The organism is Pseudomonas sp. BN414, from assembly GCF_029871275.1.
In the GTDB taxonomy this organism is placed as follows: Bacteria; Pseudomonadota; Gammaproteobacteria; order Pseudomonadales; family Pseudomonadaceae; genus Metapseudomonas; species Metapseudomonas resinovorans_C.
In genome coordinates this window covers 182469-204717 of sequence record NZ_SSOL01000065.1, presented here as the reverse complement: position 1 = coordinate 204717, position 22249 = coordinate 182469, and the positions used below count along the sequence as shown (strand labels likewise).

At 62.8% G+C, this 22249-nt stretch carries 21 protein-coding genes; 20 read left to right on the top strand and 1 reads right to left on the bottom strand.

What is annotated here, in order from left to right:
- Positions 1-42: 42 nt before the first annotated feature.
- The 14 genes from E8E95_RS14025 (at position 43) to ispD (ending at position 16100) form a co-directional block, all read left to right on the top strand.
- Positions 43-546, top strand: a complete 504-nt coding sequence (locus tag E8E95_RS14025; RefSeq protein WP_280351057.1) for an OmpH family outer membrane protein — start codon at positions 43-45, stop codon at positions 544-546.
- The gene (gene lpxD, locus E8E95_RS14020) at positions 546-1607 is read left to right on the top strand and encodes a UDP-3-O-(3-hydroxymyristoyl)glucosamine N-acyltransferase (RefSeq protein ID WP_280351055.1); all 1062 of its coding nucleotides are present in this window, start codon (positions 546-548) and stop codon (positions 1605-1607) included. The genes E8E95_RS14025 and lpxD overlap by 1 nt, the downstream gene beginning before the upstream one ends.
- A 48-nt stretch (positions 1608-1655) precedes the next feature.
- The gene (gene fabZ / locus E8E95_RS14015; protein WP_077527680.1) at positions 1656-2096 is read left to right on the top strand and encodes a 3-hydroxyacyl-ACP dehydratase FabZ; all 441 of its coding nucleotides are present in this window, start codon (positions 1656-1658) and stop codon (positions 2094-2096) included.
- The gene (gene lpxA / locus E8E95_RS14010) at positions 2093-2869 is read left to right on the top strand and encodes an acyl-ACP--UDP-N-acetylglucosamine O-acyltransferase (RefSeq protein ID WP_179060284.1); all 777 of its coding nucleotides are present in this window, start codon (positions 2093-2095) and stop codon (positions 2867-2869) included. The genes fabZ and lpxA overlap by 4 nt, the downstream gene beginning before the upstream one ends.
- Before the next feature lie 4 nt (positions 2870-2873).
- Positions 2874-4007 (top strand): lipid-A-disaccharide synthase, encoded by a 1134-nt coding sequence (lpxB, locus tag E8E95_RS14005; RefSeq protein ID WP_280351052.1) that lies wholly within the window; start codon positions 2874-2876, stop codon positions 4005-4007.
- A complete protein-coding gene (rnhB, locus tag E8E95_RS14000) occupies positions 4007-4609 on the top strand; it encodes a ribonuclease HII (RefSeq protein WP_280351050.1) in 603 nt (200 codons plus the stop codon). Before lpxB ends, rnhB begins: the two co-directional genes overlap by 1 nt.
- A 106-nt stretch (positions 4610-4715) precedes the next feature.
- On the top strand, positions 4716-8240 hold the full coding sequence (dnaE, locus tag E8E95_RS13995) for a DNA polymerase III subunit alpha (RefSeq protein WP_280351048.1): 3525 nt from the start codon (positions 4716-4718) through the stop codon (positions 8238-8240).
- 127 nt (positions 8241-8367) lie between these two features.
- Complete coding sequence (gene accA, locus E8E95_RS13990; RefSeq protein ID WP_280351046.1) at positions 8368-9318, top strand: acetyl-CoA carboxylase carboxyl transferase subunit alpha; 951 nt, start codon at positions 8368-8370, stop codon at positions 9316-9318.
- A 69-nt stretch (positions 9319-9387) separates the two neighbouring features.
- Positions 9388-10704, top strand: coding sequence for a tRNA lysidine(34) synthetase TilS (gene tilS / locus E8E95_RS13985; protein WP_280351044.1), 1317 nt, complete (start codon positions 9388-9390; stop codon positions 10702-10704).
- 172 nt (positions 10705-10876) lie between these two features.
- Complete coding sequence (locus E8E95_RS13980; protein WP_280351042.1) at positions 10877-12508, top strand: CTP synthase; 1632 nt, start codon at positions 10877-10879, stop codon at positions 12506-12508.
- 3 nt (positions 12509-12511) lie between these two features.
- On the top strand, positions 12512-13357 hold the full coding sequence (kdsA, locus tag E8E95_RS13975) for a 3-deoxy-8-phosphooctulonate synthase (RefSeq protein ID WP_280351040.1): 846 nt from the start codon (positions 12512-12514) through the stop codon (positions 13355-13357).
- Between the two features lie 144 nt (positions 13358-13501).
- Positions 13502-14791, top strand: coding sequence for a phosphopyruvate hydratase (gene eno, locus E8E95_RS13970; protein WP_280351038.1), 1290 nt, complete (start codon positions 13502-13504; stop codon positions 14789-14791).
- A gap of 317 nt (positions 14792-15108) precedes the next feature.
- The gene (gene ftsB, locus E8E95_RS13965) at positions 15109-15393 is read left to right on the top strand and encodes a cell division protein FtsB (protein ID WP_280351036.1); all 285 of its coding nucleotides are present in this window, start codon (positions 15109-15111) and stop codon (positions 15391-15393) included.
- Positions 15390-16100 carry a 2-C-methyl-D-erythritol 4-phosphate cytidylyltransferase gene (gene ispD, locus E8E95_RS13960; protein WP_280351034.1) on the top strand — a complete coding sequence of 237 codons (711 nt, stop codon included), beginning with the start codon at positions 15390-15392 and terminating at the stop codon, positions 16098-16100. Before ftsB ends, ispD begins: the two co-directional genes overlap by 4 nt.
- Here the strand turns inward: ispD and E8E95_RS13955 are convergent.
- Complete coding sequence (locus E8E95_RS13955) at positions 16076-16990, bottom strand: LysR substrate-binding domain-containing protein (protein ID WP_280351032.1); 915 nt, start codon at positions 16988-16990, stop codon at positions 16076-16078. The genes ispD and E8E95_RS13955 overlap by 25 nt on opposite strands.
- Positions 16991-17093: 103 nt before the next feature.
- Here E8E95_RS13955 and E8E95_RS13950 point away from each other — a divergent pair, with 103 nt between their 5' ends.
- From E8E95_RS13950 to E8E95_RS13925, 6 genes are all read left to right on the top strand, one after another.
- Positions 17094-18206, top strand: a complete 1113-nt coding sequence (locus E8E95_RS13950; RefSeq protein WP_280351030.1) for an S-(hydroxymethyl)glutathione dehydrogenase/class III alcohol dehydrogenase — start codon at positions 17094-17096, stop codon at positions 18204-18206.
- 67 nt (positions 18207-18273) lie between these two features.
- Positions 18274-19119, top strand: a complete 846-nt coding sequence (fghA, locus tag E8E95_RS13945; RefSeq protein WP_179060272.1) for an S-formylglutathione hydrolase — start codon at positions 18274-18276, stop codon at positions 19117-19119.
- Between the two features lie 53 nt (positions 19120-19172).
- Entirely contained in the window at positions 19173-19646 is a 474-nt protein-coding gene (gene ispF, locus E8E95_RS13940) for a 2-C-methyl-D-erythritol 2,4-cyclodiphosphate synthase (RefSeq protein ID WP_280351027.1), read from the top strand.
- Positions 19643-20701: a tRNA pseudouridine(13) synthase TruD gene (gene truD / locus E8E95_RS13935; RefSeq protein WP_280351025.1), complete on the top strand. Its 1059-nt coding sequence runs from the start codon at positions 19643-19645 to the stop codon at positions 20699-20701. Before ispF ends, truD begins: the two co-directional genes overlap by 4 nt.
- Complete coding sequence (gene surE / locus E8E95_RS13930) at positions 20689-21438, top strand: 5'/3'-nucleotidase SurE (RefSeq protein WP_280351023.1); 750 nt, start codon at positions 20689-20691, stop codon at positions 21436-21438. The genes truD and surE overlap by 13 nt, the downstream gene beginning before the upstream one ends.
- Before the next feature lie 41 nt (positions 21439-21479).
- The gene (locus E8E95_RS13925) at positions 21480-22115 is read left to right on the top strand and encodes a protein-L-isoaspartate(D-aspartate) O-methyltransferase (RefSeq protein ID WP_179060554.1); all 636 of its coding nucleotides are present in this window, start codon (positions 21480-21482) and stop codon (positions 22113-22115) included.
- The last annotated feature ends 134 nt before the right edge of the window (positions 22116-22249 follow it).

The window sequence follows — 22249 nt, the reverse complement described above, 5'->3', positions numbered from 1 at the left end:
GTATTATTTCAAGACAACAGTATGTGTTGCAGGAGTTGCATCGTGCGTAAGTTGACTCAATTCGTTCTGGTTGCCGCTGCCATGCTGGCGACTCCGGCCTTCGCGGAAATGAAGATCGCGGTACTGAACTATCAAATGGCCCTGCTCGAATCCGACGCCGCCAAGAAGTACGCGGTCGACGCCGAGAAGAAATTCGGTCCGCAGCTGAACAAGCTGAAAACCCTGGAGAGCGACGCCAAGCGTATCCAGGACCGTCTGGTGAAAGACGGCGAGAAGATGCAACAAGCCGAGCGCGAGCGCCTGGAGCTCGAGTTCAAGCAGAAGGCTCGTGATTTCCAGTTCCAGTCCAAGGAACTGAACGAAGCCAAGGCCGTTGCCGACCGCGACATGCTCAAGCAACTCAAGCCGAAGCTGGACAAGGCTGTTGAAGATGTCCTGAAGCAAGGCAGCTATGACCTGGTGCTGGAGCGTGGTGCTGTGGTTGACGTCAAGCCTCAGTACGACATCACCCGCCAAGTCATCGAGCGCATGAACCAGCAGCGTTGATGATGACGACTCCGGTCTTCACCCTGGGCCAACTGGCGGCGCGTCTCGGAGCCACCGTGCGTGGTTCCGAGAAAAAGGCAATTACCGGCCTGGCTACCTTGCATGAGGCCGGTCCCGGCCACCTCAGCTTCCTGGCCAATCCGCAGTACCGCAAATTTCTGGCTGACAGTAAGGCCGGAGCGGTATTGCTGACCCCGGCTGACGCCGAGGGCTTTGCCGGCGACGCCTTGGTGGTGCCAAACCCCTACCTGGCCTACGCCGAGCTTTCCCACCTGTTCGATCCGAAGCCCAAGGCCCAGCCAGGCGTCCATCCGACCGCAGTGGTCGCGGCCGATGCCAAGGTGGATCCGAGCGCCAGCATCGGTGCTTATGCAGTGGTCGAGTCCGGCGCGCAGATCGGCGCTGGCGTGACCCTCGGTGCCCACTGCGTAGTAGGTGCCCGCACCGTGATCGGTGAAGGTGGTTGGCTGGCGCCCCGCGTTACCCTCTATCACGACGTCAAGATCGGCAAGCGTGTGGTAATTCAGTCCGGTGCCGTGATCGGCGGCGAGGGCTTCGGCTTCGCCAATGAAAAGGGCGTCTGGCAGAAGATCGCGCAGATCGGCGGCGTGACCCTGGGCGACGACGTGGAAGTGGGGGCCAACACCACCATCGACCGTGGTGCCCTCTCCGACACTCTCATCGGTAATGGGGTGAAGCTGGATAACCAGATCATGATCGCGCACAACGTGCAGGTCGGTGACAACACCGCCATGGCCGGCTGCGTGGGCATTTCCGGCAGCACCAAGATTGGCCGCAACTGCATGATCGCCGGTGGCGTGGGCATGGTTGGCCACATCGAGGTCTGCGACAACGTGTTCGTCACCGGCATGACCATGGTGACTCGCAATATCACCGAGCCGGGTGCCTATTCTTCCGGTACCGCGATGCAGACCGCCGCGGATTGGAAGAAGAGCGCTGCCCGGATCCGCCAGTTGGACGACATGGCGCGTCGTCTGCAGCAACTGGAAAAACGCCTGGCGGCAGTGACCCCGGGCGGGGATGCTTCATCAGAAGCGTGATTCACGCAGCGCCGTGCATCCCCAATCCTCTGAAAAGGCTCCAGGAACATGATGGACATCAACGAGATTCGCGAATATCTGCCGCACCGCTACCCTTTCCTCCTGGTAGATCGGGTGGTGGAGCTGGATGTTGAAGGCAAGCGCATTCGCGCCTACAAGAATGTCAGCATCAACGAGCCCTTCTTCAACGGCCACTTCCCGCAGCATCCGATCATGCCGGGTGTGCTGATCATCGAGGCCATGGCCCAGGCGGCCGGCATCCTTGGCTTCAAGATGCTCGACGTCAAACCTGCGGACGGCACGCTTTACTATTTCGTGGGTTCCGACAAGCTGCGCTTCCGCCAGCCGGTACTGCCGGGTGACCAACTGATCCTCAGCGCGCAGTTCCTCAGCGTCAAACGCGGCATCTGGAAGTTCGACTGCCATGCCAGCGTCGATGGCAAGGAAGTATGCTCGGCCGAGATCATCTGTGCGGAACGCAAACTATGAGTTTGATTGACCCTCGCGCCATTATCGATCCGGCAGCCAAGCTGGCGGATGGAGTTCAGGTCGGCCCCTGGTCGATCATTGGACCCGATGTGGAAATCGGCGAGGGGACCGTGGTCGGACCGCATGTGGTCATCAAGGGACCGACCCGTATTGGCAAGCACAATCGCATCTACCAGTTCTCTTCGGTGGGTGAAGATACGCCTGACCTGAAGTACAAGGGTGAACCCACCCGTCTGGTGATCGGTGACCACAATGTGATCCGCGAAGGCGTGACCATCCATCGTGGCACCGTGCAGGACCGCTCCGAGACCACCATCGGCGACCACAACCTGCTGATGGCCTACGTGCATATCGGTCACGACAGCGTGATCGCCAATCATTGCATCCTCGTGAACAACACGGCGCTGGCCGGCCACGTGCATGTGGACGATTGGGCGATCCTCTCCGGCTATACCCTGGTTCACCAGTTCTGCCGAATCGGCGCCCACAGCTTCTCCGGCATGGGCACGGCCATCGGCAAGGACGTTCCGGCATACGTCACGGTCTTCGGCAACCCGGCCGAGGCCCGCAGCATGAACTTCGAAGGCATGCGCCGTCGTGGCTTCAGTGCAGAAGCCATCGCTGCCCTGCGCCGTGCCTACAAGGTGGTTTATCGCCAGGGTTTGACCGTGGAACAGGCGCTGGCCGAGCTGGCCGAGTCCTCCGCACAATTCCCGGAAGTGGCTGTTTTCCGCGATTCCATCCAGTCCTCGACCCGCGGCATTACTCGCTGACCACATGAATCGTCCATTGCGCATCGCGCTGGTTGCCGGCGAGGCGTCCGGCGATATCCTCGGCTCCACCCTGATGCACGCGCTCAAGGCGCGCCACCCCGATGCCCAGTTCATTGGCGTTGGTGGCCCGCGCATGCAGGCGGAAGGGCTGAAATCCTATTTCCCCATGGAACGCCTGGCAGTCATGGGCCTGGTGGAAGTGCTCGGGCGCCTGCCCGAACTGCTGGCGCGTCGCCGGCGGCTCATCCAGACCCTGATCGACGAGCGTCCCGATGTTTTCATTGGCATCGATGCGCCTGATTTCACCCTTGGCGTCGAGCTCAAGCTTCGTCGTGCCGGTATCAAGACCGTGCATTACGTCAGCCCTTCGGTCTGGGCATGGCGGCAGAAGCGCGTACTGAAGATCCGCGAAGGCTGCGATCTGATGCTCACGCTCTTCCCCTTCGAAGCGCGTTTCTACGAAGAGAAGGGTGTCCCGGTCCGATTCGTGGGCCATCCGCTGGCCGATGCCATCCCGCTGGAGGCCGACCGTGCCGCTGCGCGCGTGGCGCTGGACTTGCCTGAGGACGCACCTGTGGTAGCGCTGCTGCCCGGTAGTCGCGGTGGGGAAGTCGGCAAGCTGGGAGCGTTGTTCCTCGATGCTGCAGAGCGCCTGCGTTCGATTCGTCCCGGTATCCGCTTCGTCCTGCCTTGTGCCAGCCCCGAGCGGCGGATTCAGATCGAGGCGATGCTCGCCGGTCGCGACCTGCCGTTGAAGTTGCTCGACGGCCGTTCCCATGAGGCGCTCGCCGCTTGCGATGCAGTACTGATCGCATCCGGCACGGCTACCCTGGAAGCGCTGCTGTACAAGCGTCCGATGGTCGTGGCCTACAAGGTGGCGCCGCTGACCTATCGGATTCTCAAGCGCCTGGTGAAAAGTCCCTACGTGTCCTTGCCCAACCTGCTGGCCCAGCGCCTGCTGGTGCCTGAACTGCTGCAGGACGCCGCCACGCCTGAGGCGCTGGCCCAGGCCATTTCGCCGTTGCTCGAAGACGGCGAGATACAGACTCATGGCTTCGATGTCATTCATCGCGCCCTGCGCCAGGACGCCTCGCGTGAGGCGGCCGATGCCATCCTGCAACTGATTGGAGTGTCTTGATGCAACTCGGCCTGGATTTCAGCCTGGTGGAAGAGTTGGTGGCCGGCGTCGACGAAGTCGGCCGTGGCCCGCTCTGTGGTCCGGTGGTGACCGCCGCCGTGATCCTCGACCCGGCACGGCCGATCCTCGGCCTGAACGATTCGAAGAAGCTTTCCGAAGCCCGTCGCGATGCACTGTTCGACGAGATACGCGAAAAGGCCCTGGCCTGGTGCATCGCGCGCGCCGAGGTGGAAGAGATCGACCAGCTGAATATCCTTCACGCCACCATGCTGGCCATGCAGCGCGCTGTTGAGGGGCTCAGCGTGACGCCGAAGCTGGCCCTGATCGACGGCAACCGTTGTCCCAAGCTGAAGGTCCCCAGCGCTCCGGTCGTCAAGGGTGATAGCCAGGTTCCGGCCATCGCCGCCGCCTCCATCCTGGCCAAGGTCAGCCGCGACCGTGAAATGGCCGAACTGGACGCAATCTACCCGGGCTACGGCATCGCCGGCCACAAGGGCTACCCAACGGCAGTTCACCTGGAAGCCTTGCGTCGACTGGGTCCGACGCTGATCCATCGCCGCTCTTTCGGCCCGGTTCGAGAGCTGATCGAGGGTGCCTTCTGAGGCCCGCCATTGCGCCTATCCGCGACCTTGCCCCAAGCCTGTAGCTTTGTCCGAGGGCCCGGTACAATCCGGGCCTTGTCGTTTTCGCGTTTTGCATAGGACTTCCATGACCGCTTCCTTCGTCCATCTGCGTCTGCATTCCGAATACTCCCTGGTAGACGGCCTGGTACGGGTCAAGCCGCTGGTAAAGGCAGTGGCGGGAGCGGGTATGCCGGCGGTGGCGATCACCGATCAGAGCAACATGTGCTCGCTGGTGAAGTTCTACAAGACCGCCATGGGCGGCGGGATCAAGCCCATCTGCGGCGCGGACATCTGGCTGGCGAGTCCCTTCGAGGATGGTCCCCTGAGCCGCATGACCCTGCTGGCGATGAACGCCAAGGGGTACCGCAACCTCACTGAACTGATTTCCCGCGGCTGGTCTGACGGCCAGAGCAATGGCCTGGTGATCATCCAGCGCGACTGGGTAAAAGAGGCTGCCGAAGGCCTGATCGCCCTGTCCGGTGCCAAAGAGGGCGAGATCGGCATGGCCCTCCTCAACAATGACCCGGCGAGCGCCGAGGCCATGTTGGCCGAGTGGCAGGGCGTTTTCCCCGACCGCTTCTACCTGGAGCTGCAGCGTACTTCCCGCGTCAACGACGAGGAGCACGTACATGCCGCCGTTGCCCTCGCCGCCCGTTGCGGTGCGCCGCTGGTGGCCACCAATGACGTGCGCTTCATCAAGGCCGGCGATTTCGAGGCCCACGAAACCCGTGTCTGCATCGGCGAGGGCCGCGTTCTCGATGACCCGCGCCGTCCGCGCAACTACTCCGACCAGCAGTACCTCAAGTCGCCCGAGGAAATGGCCGAGCTGTTCGCCGACATCCCCGAGGCGCTGGAAAACACCGTCGAGATCGCCAAGCGCTGCAACATCGAAGTGCAGCTGGGCAAGCACTTCCTGCCGGACTTCCCCACGCCCAACGGCATGGGCATCGGCGACTACCTGCGGCATGCCTCCTATGAAGGGCTGGAAGAACGCCTGCTGGTGCTCTGGCCGAAGGAAACCACGCCTGATTACGAAGAGAAACGCCAGCTCTACATCGATCGCCTGGAATTCGAACTGGGCACCATCATCCAGATGGGCTTCCCCGGCTACTTCCTGATCGTTGCGGACTTCATCCAGTGGGCCAAGAACAACGGTGTGCCGGTGGGGCCGGGTCGGGGCTCGGGTGCGGGCAGCCTGGTGGCCTATGTGCTGAAGATCACCGACCTCGACCCGCTGGCCTACGACCTGCTGTTCGAGCGCTTCCTCAACCCCGAGCGGGTATCCATGCCCGACTTCGACGTCGACTTCTGCATGGACGGCCGCGACCGCGTGATCGACTACGTGGCCGACAAGTACGGACGCAACGCGGTCAGCCAGATCATCACCTTCGGCTCCATGGCGGCCAAGGCGGTGGTGCGCGACGTGGCGCGGGTGCAGGGCAAGTCCTACGGCTTGGCCGATCGCCTGTCCAAGATGATCCCCTTCGAAGTCGGCATGACCCTGGAGGCAGCGTTCAACCAGGAAGAAGTGCTGCGGGACTTCCTCAAGGTGGACGAAGAAGCCCAGGAGATCTGGGACATGGCCCTCAAGCTGGAAGGCATCACCCGAGGTACCGGCAAGCATGCCGGCGGTGTGGTTATCGCGCCGACCAAACTCACCGACTTCTCCCCGATCGCCTGTGATGAAGAGGGCGCCGGCCTGGTGACCCAGTTCGACAAGGACGACGTGGAAGCCGCCGGCCTGGTGAAGTTCGACTTCCTCGGCCTGCGTACCCTGACGATCATCAAGTGGGCCATGGAGATGATCAACCGGGAGCAGGAGAAGCTGGGCAAGCCCCTGGTTGATATCGACCGCATCCCGCTGGACGACAAGAAAACCTACGACATGCTGCAGAAGGCGGAGACCACCGCGGTCTTCCAGCTTGAATCGCGCGGCATGAAGGAGCTGATCAAGAAGCTCAAGCCCGACTGCCTGGAAGACATGATCGCCCTGGTGGCGCTGTTCCGACCGGGTCCGCTGCAGTCCGGCATGGTGGATGACTTCATCAACCGCAAGCACGGCCGTGCCGAGCTCTCCTATCCGCACCCCGACTACCAGTACGCGGGCCTCGAACCGGTCCTCAAGCCCACCTACGGCATCATCCTGTATCAGGAGCAGGTGATGCAGATCGCCCAGGTGATGGCGGGATACACCCTCGGCGGTGCAGACATGCTGCGCCGCGCGATGGGCAAGAAGAAGCCCGAGGAAATGGCCAAGCAGCGTGGCGGCTTCATCGAAGGTTGCTCCAGCAATGGAATCGACCCCACCCTCTCGGGCAACATTTTCGACCTGGTGGAAAAGTTCGCCGGCTACGGCTTCAACAAATCCCACTCGGCCGCCTATGGCTGGGTTTCCTACCAGACCGCCTGGCTCAAGGCACATTTCCCGGCACCCTTCATGGCCGCGGTACTCACTGCGGATATGCACAACACCGACAAGGTGGTGACGCTGATCGAAGAATGCCGGCACATGAAGCTGCGCATCGTCGCCCCCGACGTGAACAACTCCGAGTATCGCTTCACCGTCGACAATGACGGCCAGATCGTCTACGGCCTGGGCGCCATCAAGGGCGTGGGCGAGGGCCCGGTGGAGGCGATTACGGAATGCCGCGCCGAAGGCGGTCCGTTCAAGGACCTGTTCGACTTCTGCAACCGCGTCGACCTCAAACGCATCAACAAGCGCACCCTGGAAGCCCTGATTCGCGGCGGTGCCCTCGATCGTCTCGGTCCGTTCTTCAGCAACGAACCCAAGGCCTATCAGGCTGGCATCGACCGCAACCGCGCGGTGTTGCTGACAGCCATGGAGGAAGCCATCCAGGCGGCGGAGCAGACCGCGCGTAGCCATGACAGTGGCCATATGGACCTCTTCGGCGGGGTGTTCGCCGAGCCTGAGGCCGATATGTACGCCAACCACCGCAATGCCAAGGAGCTGTCCCTCAAGGAGCGCCTGAAGGGCGAGAAGGAAACCCTGGGGCTGTACCTCACCGGTCACCCGATCGACGAGTACGAAGGCGAGATCCGCCGCTTCGCCCGCCAGCGCATCGTCGAGCTCAAGCCTGCGCGTGACACCCAGATCATCGCCGGCCTGATCGTCAACCTGCGGGTAATGAAGAACAAGAAGGGCGACAAGATGGGCTTCATCACCCTCGACGATCGCTCCGGTCGCATCGAAGCCTCGCTCTTCGCCGATGCCTTCAACGTTGCCCAGGGCCTGCTGCAGACCGACGCCCTGGTAGTGGTGGAAGGGGAGGTCAGCCATGACGACTTCTCCGGCGGCCTGCGCTTGCGCGCCAAGCGTGTGCTGAGCTTGGAAGAGGCGCGCACCGGCCTGGCTGAGAGCTTGCGCATGAAAGTGGATTTCAGCGCCTTGCAAGGCGATCGTTTGCGCTGGCTGGCCGAGCTTTGCGGTCGCCATCGCGGCTCCTGCCCGCTGACCCTGGACTACAGCGGCAATGACGCGAAGGCCGTGCTGCAGTTCGGCGACAACTGGCGAATCGCACCGGCTGACGCTTTGATTCAGGCATTGCGTGACCAGTTCGGGCGCGACAACGTCTTCCTGCACTACCGCTGATGCGAACGTGACTGCACGCTCGCAGCGGCCCGATTTCGATTTGATCTCGACCCGAACGCGCCCGATCCCTTAAGGTAGGGCGCCAAATGGAACCAGCCGCCTGGCCCCAAGCGCACGACGGAAGCCTATGAACCCGAACTTTCTGGATTTCGAACAGCCCATCGCCGATCTGCAAGCCAAGATCGAGGAGCTGCGTCTGGTCGGTAACGACAACGCCCTGAACATCACCGACGAGATTTCCCGTCTGCAGGAGAAGAGCAGCGCGCTCACCGAAAGCATATTCGGCAATCTCACCAGCTGGCAGATCGCCCAGCTGGCGCGCCATCCGCGTCGGCCTTACACCCTCGATTACATCGAGCACATCTTCACCGAGTTCGACGAACTGCACGGCGATCGTCATTTCTCCGACGACGCCGCTATCGTTGGCGGGGTTGCCCGTCTGAACGACGAGCCGGTCATGGTCATCGGCCACCAGAAGGGCCGTGAGGTGCGCGAGAAGGTACGCCGCAACTTCGGCATGCCGCGCCCCGAGGGTTACCGCAAGGCCTGCCGCCTGATGGAAATGGCCGAGCGTTTCAAGATGCCGATCCTGACCTTCATCGACACCCCCGGCGCCTACCCGGGTATCGATGCCGAGGAGCGCGGCCAGAGCGAAGCCATCGCCTGGAACCTGCGTGTCATGTCCCGTCTGAAGACCCCGATCATCGCCACTGTGATTGGTGAGGGTGGTTCCGGTGGCGCGTTGGCCATTGGTGTCTGCGACCGCCTGAACATGCTGCAGTACTCCACCTACTCGGTGATTTCACCCGAAGGCTGTGCATCCATCCTGTGGAAAACCGCCGAGAAGGCTCCGGATGCGGCCGAGGCCATGGGCATCACCGCTGAGCGCCTGAAAGGCCTGGGCATTGTGGACAAGGTGATTGCCGAGCCTCTGGGCGGCGCCCACCGTGACCCGGCCACCGCTGCCGAGTCGATCCGCAAGGAGCTCTCCGAGCAACTGAAGACCCTGCAGAAGCTCAACAACGAGGATCTGCTGGCGCGTCGTTACGATCGCCTGATGAGCTACGGCGTAGCCTGATCCCGCTTCCGGCTGTAAAGATCGGGCCCCGGCTTTATGCTTGGGGCCCGATTTCGTTTCGAGCAGCCCATGTCCCTTGAGTCCCGCCTCCTGACTGCCCTGGCCCCCTGGCGCCATGCGCCGGCTTGGCACGTCGCCTTCTCTGGCGGGCTCGATTCCACCGTCCTGCTGCATGTGTTGGCGCGTCTCGCGCTTCGCGAAGCCCTGCCGCCGCTATCGGCCATTCATGTACATCACGGCTTGCAGGCCGCAGCCGATGCCTGGCCGGAACATTGCCAAGGTGTCTGCGAGGCATTGGGCGTGCCGCTCAAAGTGCTGCGTGTGACTGTCGATACCGGGCCAAGCCTGGAGCGTGCGGCGCGGGATGCGCGCTATGCCGCATTCGTGGGCGAGCTGCGAGCGGGGGAGGTGCTCCTCAGCGCCCAACATCGGGATGACCAGGCGGAAACGCTGCTTTTCCGACAATTGCGAGGTGCCGGTGTGCGTGGGCTGGCGGGTATGCCGCAAGTCCGGCCCCTCGGCTTGGGCAGCCTGGTCAGGCCGCTGCTGCAGGCGTCCCGCGCCGAACTGGAAGCCTATGCCCGCGCCGAAGGGATCGACTGGGTGGAAGACCCGAGCAATTCGGATACTTCGCTTGCGCGCAATTTTCTCCGCCACGATGTGTTGCCTGTGTTGTTGTCTCGTTGGCCGAAGGCGACGGAAAGTCTGGCCCGCAGCGCAGAGCACATGGCTGAGGCGGAAGGGCTACTGGGCGAGCTGGCCCAGACCGACCTGCAGCACGCCCAGGCTGGCAGCGATTTCCCCTGGCTGCCGCTGCCGTCCCTCGATCTGAGAGTGCTGGCGTCGTTGTCGCCGCCGCGACAGCGCAATGCCCTGCGTTACTGGCTGGCGAGGTTCACGCCGCTACCGGACAGCAGCCATTGGGCAGGGTGGGAAGACCTGCGCGATGCGGCCGCCGATACGACGCCGATCTGGCGTCTTGCCAGGGGTGAGCTGCACCGTGCCGACGGACGGTTGTGGTGGCTGTCCGGGGATTGGCTCGCGGTGCCGGAGAGCGATCTTCCCTGGCCCGATCCGGCTTTGCCGCTCGAACTGCCGGGCAATGGCGAGCTGAGTCTGTTGGGGGCGCCACCGGCCGGCAGGCTCGAAGTTCGCTATCGGCGGGGAGGTGAGGTACTGGAACTGGCGGGGCGAGGGCGTCGCGACCTCAAGCGCTTGCTCAACGAATCTCGCCTGCCTGCTTTTATTCGCGGCCGATTGCCGCTGCTGTTCGTCGATGGTGAGCTGGTGGCCGTCGCCAACCTTCCGGAGCTGGACAGTCGGGGAGCGGGTAGTGGGCAGCTGCGCTGGTCGCCACCGACGAGTGACCAAGGTTTGAGCTGGTAGGGTCTTTCCGGTAGACTACGCTCCCGTCTTACATAGCTTTCGCTGATTCCTTCGGAATCGGCGGTAGTTGCTTTTGAAGCAGCGCCCAGTTGCGCTCAATGGTTGAAGGCCATAGCCCTTCATCGCTTTCCCCGGCGGCATTCCGCCTAAACGCAGACTTCTAGGGTTTTTCATGACGCGCTACATCTTCGTCACGGGTGGTGTTGTTTCTTCTTTGGGGAAAGGCATCGCCTCGGCATCCTTGGCCGCCATTCTGGAAGCGCGGGGACTGAAGGTCACCATGCTCAAGCTCGACCCGTACATCAACGTGGACCCGGGTACCATGAGCCCCTTCCAGCACGGTGAAGTCTTCGTGACCGAGGACGGCGCCGAGACCGATCTCGATCTGGGTCACTACGAGCGCTTCGTGAGCACCACGATGACCCAGAACAACAACTTCACCACCGGCCGCGTTTACGCCGATGTGCTGCGCAAGGAGCGCCGTGGTGACTACCTGGGTGCCACCATCCAGGTGATCCCCCACATCACCGACGAGATCAAGCACCGCATCATCAAGGGTGCCGCAGGCGCCGACGTGGCCCTGGTTGAAATCGGCGGCACCGTGGGTGACATCGAGTCCCAGCCCTTCCTCGAAGCCATTCGCCAGCTGCGCGTGGAAGTAGGCGCCAAGCGCGCCATGCTGATGCACCTGACCCTGGTCCCCTACATCGCCACTGCTGGCGAGACCAAGACCAAGCCGACCCAGCACTCCGTGAAGGAGCTGCGCTCCATCGGCCTGCAGCCTGATGTGCTGGTCTGCCGTTCCGATCATGACGTCGACCTGTCCTCCCGTCGCAAGATTGCTCTGTTCACCAACGTGGAAGAGCGCGCGGTGATCTCCCTGCAGGACGTGGACACCATCTACAAGATCCCGTCCGTACTGCACGCCCAGGGCCTGGACGATTTCGTCGTCGAGCGCTTCGGCCTGCAATGCGGCAGTGCCGACCTCTCCGAGTGGGACCGCGTGGTGGATGCCAAGCTGAACCCCGAGAAGGAAGTCACCATCGCCATGGTCGGCAAGTACATGGAGCTGCTGGACGCGTACAAGTCGCTGATCGAAGCGATGAGCCACGCTGGCATCCAGAGCCGCACCAAGGTGAACCTGCGCTACATCGATTCCGAAGACATCGAGACTCAGGGCACCGCTCTGCTCGAAGGCGTCGACGCCATCCTCGTTCCGGGCGGCTTCGGTCTGCGTGGCGTGGAAGGCAAGATTTCCACTGTGCGCTTCGCCCGCGAGAACAAGATTCCCTACCTGGGCATCTGCCTCGGCATGCAGGTTGCGGTCATCGAATACGCCCGCAACGTACTGGGCTGGACCGACGCCAACTCCACCGAGTTCGACAAGTCCAGCGGCCATCCGGTCGTGGGCCTGATCACCGAGTGGGAAGACGCCACCGGCGCCACCGAAATCCGTACCGAAGCCTCTGACCTCGGCGGCACCATGCGCCTCGGCGCCCAGGCTTGCCAGCTGGAAAACGGCTCCCAGGTACACGATTGCTATGGCAAGGACGAGATCGTCGAACGCCATCGCCATCGCTACGAAGTGAACAACAACCTGCTGCCGCAATTGCGGGAAGCCGGCTTGAAGGTCACCGGTCGCTCTGGCGACGGTGCCCTGGTCGAAGTGGTCGAGGCTCCGGATCATCCGTGGTTCGTCGCCTGCCAGTTCCACCCGGAATTCACTTCCACGCCGCGTTATGGTCACCCGCTGTTCAGCGGCTTCGTCAACGCCGCCCTGGCGCAGAAAGCGAAGAAGGCCTGACCCATGGCGCAGAAGATCGTCCGCGTCGGCAACATCGAGATCGCCAACGACAAGCCCTTCGTGCTGTTCGGCGGCATGAACGTGCTGGAGTCCCGTGACCTCGCCCTGAAGGTCTGCGAGGAATACGTCAAGGTGACCGAGAAGCTCGGTATCCCCTACGTGTTCAAGGCCAGCTTCGACAAGGCCAACCGCTCCTCGATCAACTCCTTCCGTGGCCCGGGCCTGGAAGAGGGCATGAAGATCTTCGAGGAAGTGAAGAAGACCTTCGGTGTCCCGGTGATCACCGACGTCCATGAGCCCTATCAGGCGGCTCCGGTGGCCGAGGTCTGCGACATCATCCAGTTGCCGGCCTTCCTGTCGCGCCAGACCGACCTCGTGGTCGCCATGACCAAGACGGGCGCGGTAATCAACATCAAGAAGGCCCAGTTCCTCGCGCCCCAGGAGATGAAGCACATCCTCACCAAGTGTGAGGAAGCCGGCAACGATCGCCTGATCCTCTGCGAGCGCGGTTCGTCCTTCGGTTACAACAACCTGGTCGTGGACATGCTCGGCTTCGGCATCATGAAGCAGTTCGAGTACCCGGTTTTCTTCGACGTCACCCACGCCCTGCAAATGCCGGGCGGCCGTGCCGACTCCGCTGGCGGCCGTCGGGCCCAGGTCACCGACCTGGCCAAGGCCGGCATGAGCCAGGGCCTGGCGGGTCTTTTCCTCGAGGCGCATCCGGACCCGGACAACGCCAAGTGCGATGGCCCCTGCGCCTTGCGCCTGAACAAACTCGAGCCCTTCCTGTCCCAGCTCAAGCAGCTGGACGACCTGGTCAAGAGTTTTCCGCCGATCGAGACTGCCTGAACCGGCCGATCTCCGGTAAAGTGCCGCGTGGGCACAAACTGACCGATCGGTCAGGACATTCGCCGGGTCAGCCGACCCCGAGGCCCGGCGAATCGCCTCACTTTCTGCTGAGCGTTTTCGTCAACTTTTGGAGTGCTAACAACAATGGCAAAGATCGTCGACATCAAGGGCCGCGAGGTTCTGGACTCCCGTGGCAACCCCACCGTGGAAGCCGATGTGATCCTCGAGAACGGCATCATCGGCAGCGCTTGCGCGCCGTCCGGTGCTTCCACCGGTTCCCGCGAGGCACTGGAACTGCGTGATGGCGACAAGAGCCGTTACCTGGGCAAGGGCGTTCTGAAGGCCGTGGGCAACATCAACGGCCCGATCCGCGACCTGCTGCTGGGCAAGGACGCTGCTGACCAGAAAGGCCTGGACCGCGCCATGATCGAACTGGACGGTACCGAGAACAAAGGCAAGCTGGGCGCCAACGCCATCCTCGCCGTGTCCCTGGCTGCCGCCAAGGCCGCTGCCCAGGCCAAGGGCGTACCGCTCTATGCCCACATCGCCGACCTGAACGGCACCCCCGGCCAGTACTCCATGCCGGTACCGATGATGAACATCATCAACGGTGGCGAGCACGCCGATAACAACGTCGACATCCAGGAGTTCATGGTTCAGCCGGTTGGCGCCAAGAACTTCGCCGACGCCCTGCGCATGGGCGCCGAGATCTTCCACCACCTGAAAGCCGTGCTGAAGGCCCGTGGCCTGAACACCGCCGTAGGTGACGAGGGTGGTTTCGCCCCGAACCTGGCCTCCAACGAAGACGCCCTGGCCGCCATCGCCGAAGCCGTTGCCAACGCCGGCTACAAGCTGGGCACCGACGTGACCCTGGCCCTGGACTGCGCTTCCAGCGAATTCTTCAAGGACGGCAAGTACGACCTGGCCGGTGAAGGCAAGGTGTTCGACGCTGCCGGTTTCGCTGACTACCTGGCCGGCCTGACCCAGCGTTACCCGATCATCTCCATCGAAGACGGCATGGACGAGTCCGACTGGGCTGGCTGGAAAGGCCTGACTGACAAGATCGGTGCCAAGGTTCAACTGGTCGGTGACGACCTGTTCGTAACCAACACCAAGATCCTCAAGGAAGGCATCGAGAAGAGCATCGGTAACTCGATCCTGATCAAGTTCAACCAGATCGGCTCCCTGACCGAAACTCTGGAAGCCATCCAGATGGCCAAGGCTGCCGGTTACACCGCGGTGATCTCCCACCGTTCCGGCGAGACCGAAGACAGCACCATCGCCGACCTGGCCGTAGGCACCGCCGCCGGTCAGATCAAGACCGGTTCCCTGTGCCGTTCCGACCGCGTGTCCAAGTACAACCAGCTGCTGCGCATCGAAGAGCAACTGGGTGAGAAGGCTCCGTACCGTGGCCGTGCGGAATTCCGCGGCTAAGAGACTGGCTACGATCGGCTGCGCGTCGGAATAACTGCGTTGAGAATGGCTTCGGACTGCTCATTTACAGCTCGTAAACTCCGCGTCCTCAGCCATTCTCGCCTTGTTCTTCTCTAGCTCGCTCGATCGTGAGCAAGTCTCAGCGATGCCATGTTGAAATCAGGCGCTGAATGCATCTTTACTTCATGTAAACTTCGCAGCCTCACCTGATTTCTCCTGGCCGGTCGTCTCCCGCCGCACGGCAGCGACGTAATCCGTTCAGGAATGGTAAAAGGGCAGCGCAAGCTGCCCTTTTCGCATGGATACTCCCTGGCAAAATGACTCGCCCTAACACTTACTGGTTGTTCGTTGTCCTGATCCTGATGCTGGCTGGCCTGCAGTATCGCCTCTGGGTGGGCGACGGGAGCCTGGCTCAGGTCCAGGATCTCCAGCACCAGATTGCCGAGCAGAAAGGCGAGAACGAGCGCCTGCTGGAGCGCAACCGCATCCTCGAAGCGGAAGTGATGGAGCTGAAAAAAGGTATGGAGACCGTCGAAGAGCGTGCCCGTCACGAACTGGGCATGGTCAAGGAAGGCGAAACCCTCTTCCAGATTTCCGAATGAACCAGGCTGACATTCCCTTCTTCTGGGCGGTGATTCCTGCCGCCGGTGTCGGTGCCCGTATGCGCGCCGACCGTCCCAAGCAGTATCTCGAACTCGCCGGGCGAACCATCCTCGAGCACAGCCTCGATTGCTTCCTCGATCATCCGCAGCTCAAAGGACTGGTAGTCAGCCTGTCAGTCGATGACCCGTACTGGCCGGCGCTTTCCTGCGCCACGGATGAGCGCATCATCCGTGCCGACGGCGGCAAGGAGCGTTCGGATTCGGTGCTCAGTGCCCTGTTGCGACTGGCCGAGCACGGAGCCCGAGCCCATGACTGGGTGCTGGTGCATGATGCGGCACGGCCGAACCTGTCGCGCTACGACCTCGACCTGCTGCTGGCCGAGTTGGCGGACGACCCGGTAGGTGGTCTGCTCGCCGTGCCGGCAAGGGATACCTTGAAGCGTGCCAGCGCCGATGGCCGGGTGGCGGAAACCGTGGATCGCAGCCTGATCTGGCAGGCCTATACGCCTCAGATGTTCCGCTTCGGCGCCCTGCACCGCGCGCTGGCCGACGCCCTGGTAGCAGGCGTAGCCATCACCGATGAAGCCTCCGCCATGGAGTGGGCCGGCAACGCACCCCGGCTAATCGAAGGGCGCGCCGACAACCTCAAGATCACCCGTCCCGAAGATCTCGACTGGCTGCGTCAGCGCTGGTCGACGCGCGTCTGATCCAGCGCATATTCCGGCCTTTCGGCCAGCCCGGTCTTCAATAGGTCCACCAATTGCCGCACCTTCGGCGATAGGTGCCGCTGCTGTGGATAAAGTGCCCAGACCGCTGTGTTCGGTGGACGGTGCTGTTCCAGTAGAGACACCAGCGCGCCGCTGCGCAGGTGCTCCAGCACGTAGTAGTCGGGCAACTGGCACAGGCCGAATCCCCGCAGCGCGGCGCTCAGCACGGCCTGCCCGCTGTTGCAGCGCCAGTTGCCCTGGACCCGCACCGCATGCTCGCGCCCTTGCTGGAGGAAATCCCAATGATCCGCGCTGCCGATCAGGCAGTTGTGCCGCGCCAGCTCGGAAAGACTGTGTGGGCGACCGTAACGCTCCAGATAGGACGGCGCTGCGCAGAGGTACATGACCCGTGGCGCCAGGCGCGTCGCCACCAGTCGCGAATCCTGCAAGCGGCCGAGGCGTATCGCCAGGTCGAGGCCTTCGTGCACCAGGTCCAGGGTGCGATTGCTCAGCTCGATGTCCACGCGCAACTGTGGATGGCGCGCCATGAACTCGTTGACCAGCGGCACGATGAAACGCTCGCCGTAGGCTACCGCACAGGTCATGCGCAGCAGGCCCTTGGGTTCGCTGGTGAGGTCGCTGACCGCTCGAAGGGCCTCTTCGCGAGCATCCATGAGGCGTTGGCAGTGCTGCAGGAAGGTCTGCCCGGCCTCGGTCAAGGCCACCTTGCGGGTGCTTCGATAGAACAGTCGCGTCTGCAGGCGTTCTTCGAGTCGGGCGATCTGTCGGCTGACATGGGATGAAGAGATACCCAGGCGTTCCGCCGCAGCCGTGAACTGACCTGTTTCGGCAACCGCGACAAACTCGTCGAGGCCTTCCCATCGACTCATTGATTATCCCTCCACAGCAATAACGTTTTGCTTTGTGACGGATTATTTACCATTAGCGCCTCAACTACACTTCTTCGCCATTTCAATCAGCTGGAGAATGACCATGATCAAGTCCCGTGCCGCTGTGGCCTTTGCGCCCAACCAGCCGCTGCAGATCGTCGAAGTCGACGTGGCGCCGCCCAAGGCCGGCGAAGTCCTGGTGCGGATCGTGGCCACCGGCGTCTGCCACACCGATGCCTACACCCTGTCCGGCGCCGACTCCGAAGGCGTGTTCCCGTGCATCCTTGGTCATGAAGGTGGCGGCATCGTCGAAGCGGTGGGCGAGGGCGTTACCTCGTTGGCGGTGGGCGATCACGTCATCCCGCTCTACACAGCCGAATGCCGCGAGTGCAAATTCTGCAAATCGGGCAAGACCAACCTCTGCCAGAAAGTGCGCGCTACCCAGGGCAAGGGCCTGATGCCGGACGGCACGTCCCGTTTCAGCTACAACGGTCAGCCGATCTATCACTACATGGGTTGCTCGACGTTCTCCGAGTACACCGTCCTGCCGGAAATTTCCCTGGCGAAGATTCCCAAGGAAGCGCCGCTGGAGAAGGTCTGCCTGCTGGGTTGCGGCGTGACCACCGGCATCGGTGCCGTGCTCAACACCGCCAAGGTGGAAGAGGGCGCTACCGTCGCGATCTTCGGCCTGGGCGGTATCGGTCTCGCCGCAATCATTGGTGCGAAGATGGCCAAGGCGTCGCGCATCATCGCCATCGACATCAATCCGGAGAAGTTCGACGTGGCCCGTGAGCTGGGCGCCACCGACTTCGTCAATCCGAAGGAACACAGCAAGCCGATCCAGGACGTCATCGTCGAGCTGACCGATGGCGGCGTCGACTACAGCTTCGAGTGCGTCGGCAACGTCGATTTGATGCGCGCTGCGCTTGAGTGCTGCCACAAGGGTTGGGGCGAGTCCGTGATCATTGGCGTGGCGCCGGCTGGCACCGAGATCAAGACCCGTCCGTTCCAGCTGGTGACTGGCCGCGTCTGGCGTGGTTCGGCTTTCGGCGGCGTGAAAGGCCGTACCGAACTGCCGAGCTACGTGGAGAAGGCGCAGAAGGGTGAGATTCCGCTGGACACCTTCATCACTCACACCATGGGGCTGGACGATATCAACAAGGCCTTCGACCTGATGCACGAAGGCAAGAGCATCCGCTCGGTCGTCCACTACTAATCCGGCAGACAGCCCGAGGCGGCGAGGTATTCCGCTTCGGGCATTTGGCTTCCACGGAGATCGCTCCATGACGCTTGAGATCGTTTCCAGCAACAAGAGCTTCGGCGGCTGGCACAAGCGCTACCGTCATCGCTCCACCAGCCTCAACTGCGAGATGGTGTTCGCGGTCTACCTGCCGCCCCAGGCGGAGCAGGGTGGAAAGTTGCCGGTGCTCTATTGGCTCTCGGGCCTGACCTGCACCGATGAAAACTTCATGCAAAAGGCTGGCGCGCAACGCCTGGCCTCGGAGCTGGGGTTGATCATTGTCGCACCGGACACCAGTCCGCGCGGCGCGGATGTGCCCGGTGACCCGGACAACGCCTGGGATTTCGGGCTAGGCGCCGGCTTCTACCTGAATGCCAGCCAGGAGCCCTATGCACGCCACTACCGCATGCATGACTACGTGGTGCACGAGTTGCCCGCGCTGATCGAGGCCAACTTCCCGGTGTCCGGGAAACGCGGGATCAGCGGCCACTCCATGGGAGGGCACGGTGCCTTGGTTTGCGCGCTGCGCAATCCGGGGCGTTATCAGTCGCTGTCGGCGTTCGCCCCCATCAGCAATCCCATGGCGTGCCCTTGGGGCGAAAAGGCGTTCAGCCGCTATCTGGGCGACGACCGCGCCCGCTGGCGGGAGTGGGACGCCAGCGTCTTGCTGGCCGAGGCTACCGAGCGCTTGCCGATCCTGGTGGATCAGGGCGACCGCGATGACTTCCTCGCCAACCAGCTCAAGCCCGAGGCCCTGCAGGCGGCTGCCAACGCGGCCGGGCATCCGTTGACCCTGCGGTTGCAGCCTGGCTACGACCACAGCTACTACTTCATCGCCAGCTTCATCGGCGACCACCTGAAGCATCACGCCGCGGCCCTCAAGGGCTAAGCGTCGGTAAAATAGGTAGAATCACGCCCTGACTTTTCAGGGCGTTCTTCTCTATGCGAATTGGCCACGGCTACGACGTACACCGCTTCGGTGAAGGCGACTTCATCACCCTTGGCGGCGTGCGCATTTCCCACAAGTTCGGGCTGATCGCCCATTCCGACGGCGACGTTCTGCTGCATGCGTTGTCCGATGCCCTGCTTGGCGCAGCCGCGCTGGGCGACATCGGCAAGCATTTCCCCGACACCGATCCACGTTTCAAGGGCGCCGACAGCCGTGCGCTGCTGCGCCATGTGGTGTCTTTGGTGAAAGCCAAGGGCTGGAAGGTCGGCAATGTCGACGGAACCATAGTGGCTCAGGCACCAAAGATGGCTCCGCATATCGAGGCCATGCGCGGCAACATCGCAGCTGATCTGGAAGTCGACCTGGACCAGGTCAACGTCAAGGCCACCACCACCGAAAAGCTCGGCTTCACGGGGCGCGAGGAGGGCATCGCCGTACATGCGGTTGCCCTGCTGCTGCCGGTATGAACGAACTCGAACTGCTGGGCCCGCGAGCCCATGGCGAATCCCTCGGGCAGGCTCAGCTGAAAGCTGTGGCCGAGGATTTCCAGGTTGATGAAGTGCTGGACATTCCACTGGAGGGCGAGGGCGAGCACCTGTGGCTCTGGGTGGAGAAGCGCGAGTTGAACACCGAGGAAGCCGCGCGGCGTATCGCCCGTGCCGCCGGCGTGCCCTTGAAGGTGGTCAGCTATGCCGGGCTGAAGGACCGCCAGGCGTTGACTCGCCAGTGGTTCAGCCTGCACTTGCCGGGCAAGACTGATCCGGATCTGACTGCGGCCGAGAATGCCAACCTGCGGATACTCAAGAGCGTCCGCCACAAGCGCAAGCTGCAACGCGGAGCCCATTCGGCCAACGGCTTCACCCTTCGCCTGACGCGCCTGGCTGCCGACCGAGAGGCACTGGACGCGAGGCTCAAGCAACTGGCCGAGGCCGGTGTGCCCAATTACTTTGGCCTACAGCGCTTCGGTCACGGCGGTGGCAACGTGGTGGACGCCCGCGCCTTCGCCGAGCGCAAGGAACTGCCGGTGCAGCGCAATCTCCGTTCGCGTTTGCTTTCGGCAGGCCGTAGCTTCCTCTTCAACCGGGTGCTGGCCGAGCGCATTGCTGACGGCACCTGGAATAAAGCCCAGGTTGGCGATCTGCTGGCTTTCACTACCAGCCGCAGCTTCTTCCCGGCAGGCGAGTCCGACTGTAGCGACCCCCGTCTTGCCGAGCTGGATTTGCATCCGACCGGGCCGTTGTGGGGGGAGGGCGCATCACCTGCCCAGGGGCAGCCGCAAAAGCTGGAAGCGACGGTTGCCGCGGCGGAGCCGGCACTTTGCCACTGGTTGGCCGAAGCGGGAATGGCGCACGAACGGCGCATCCTCCGCCTCCCCATCGGCGGCCTGACGTGGCATTATCCCGAGCCTGACGTTCTGCAACTGGAATTCGTCCTGCCGGCTGGATGCTTCGCCACCGCAGTGGTGCGTGAGCTCGTCGATCTGCTGCCGGCAGGGCAGACGGAAAACCCATGCGCATTCTGATTTCCAACGACGACGGGGTGAACGCACCCGGTCTGGCCGCTTTGCATGGTGCGCTCAAGGATTACGCCGATTGCGTGGTCATCGCACCGGACCAGGACAGGAGCGGCGCCAGCAGTTCCCTGACACTGGATCGCCCGCTTCATCCCAGTACGCTGGATAACGGTTTCATCTGCCTCAACGGCACGCCGACCGACTGCGTCCACCTCGGGCTCAACGGCATGCTGGAGCAATTGCCGGACATGGTGGTTTCGGGGATCAACCTCGGCGCCAACCTGGGTGACGACGTGCTCTATTCCGGGACCGTGGCTGCGGCTCTGGAGGGGCGTTTCCTCGCCTTGCCCGCCTTCGCCTTCTCACTGGTATCGCGACAGGTCGACAACCTGCCGGCCGCTGCGCATATCGCGCGCCGGCTGGTGGCTGCGCATGATCAGCTGGACCTGCCGCCGCGCACCGTACTCAATGTGAACATTCCCAACCTGCCCCTCGAGCAAATCAAGGGTATCCAGCTGACCCGCCTCGGCCATCGCGCACGGGCTGGTGCGCCGGTGAAGGTAGTCAACCCAAGGGGAAAGGAGGGATATTGGATATCGGCCGCGGGCGACGCTGAAGATGGCGGGCCCGGTACGGATTTCCATGCGGTGATGCAGGGCTACGTGTCCATCACGCCCCTGCAGCTCGATCGGACTTTCAACGAGGCCTTCGAAGGTCTCGATAGCTGGTTGGAGGGCCTGCTCTGATGTCTCGGGAACAGGATGACCTGATGCGCCGCGGGATCGGCATGACTTCCCAGCGCACTCGCGAGCGCCTTATCCAGCGCCTGTACGAGGAAGGGCTGTCCAATGCCCGCGTGCTCGAGACCATTCGCCGGACACCGCGTCACCTCTTCGTCGACGAGGCCTTGTCCCATCGTGCCTACGAGGACACCGCGCTGCCGATCGGCCACAACCAGACCATCTCGCAGCCTTACATGGTCGCTCGGATGACCGAGCTTCTGCTGGCCGCGGGGCCGTTGGACAAGGTGCTGGAGATCGGCACCGGTTCGGGGTATCAGACGGCGATCCTCGCGCAGCTGGTGGAGCGAGTGTTTTCCGTCGAACGTATTCAGGTCCTGCAGGAAAAGGCCAAGGAACGCCTGGCAGTGCTCAACCTGCGCAATGTCGTATTCCGCTGGGGCGATGGCTGGGAAGGCTGGCCTGCGCTGGCGCCCTACAACGGCATCATCGTAACGGCGGCGGCGGCAGATGTTCCGCAGGCGCTGCTGGATCAGCTGGCTCCGGGCGGGCGTCTGGTGATTCCGGTCGGCGCGGGCGACGTCCAGCAACTGATGCTGATCATTCGCGAAGAGCAGGGATTCACGCGTCACGTGCTCGACGCCGTACGCTTCGTCCCCCTGCTCAGTGGCCCGCTCGCCTGAACGCGTTGGCAGGGAACCTGCGTCGAGGGCAACTTTCTGATGCACCGCCAAGTGGTCTGCCTGTGGCACTTTGTGCGGCAGGCGACTGGCTCGTCCGGATATTTCCGGCACAATAATCAAGACCTTCGAATGTT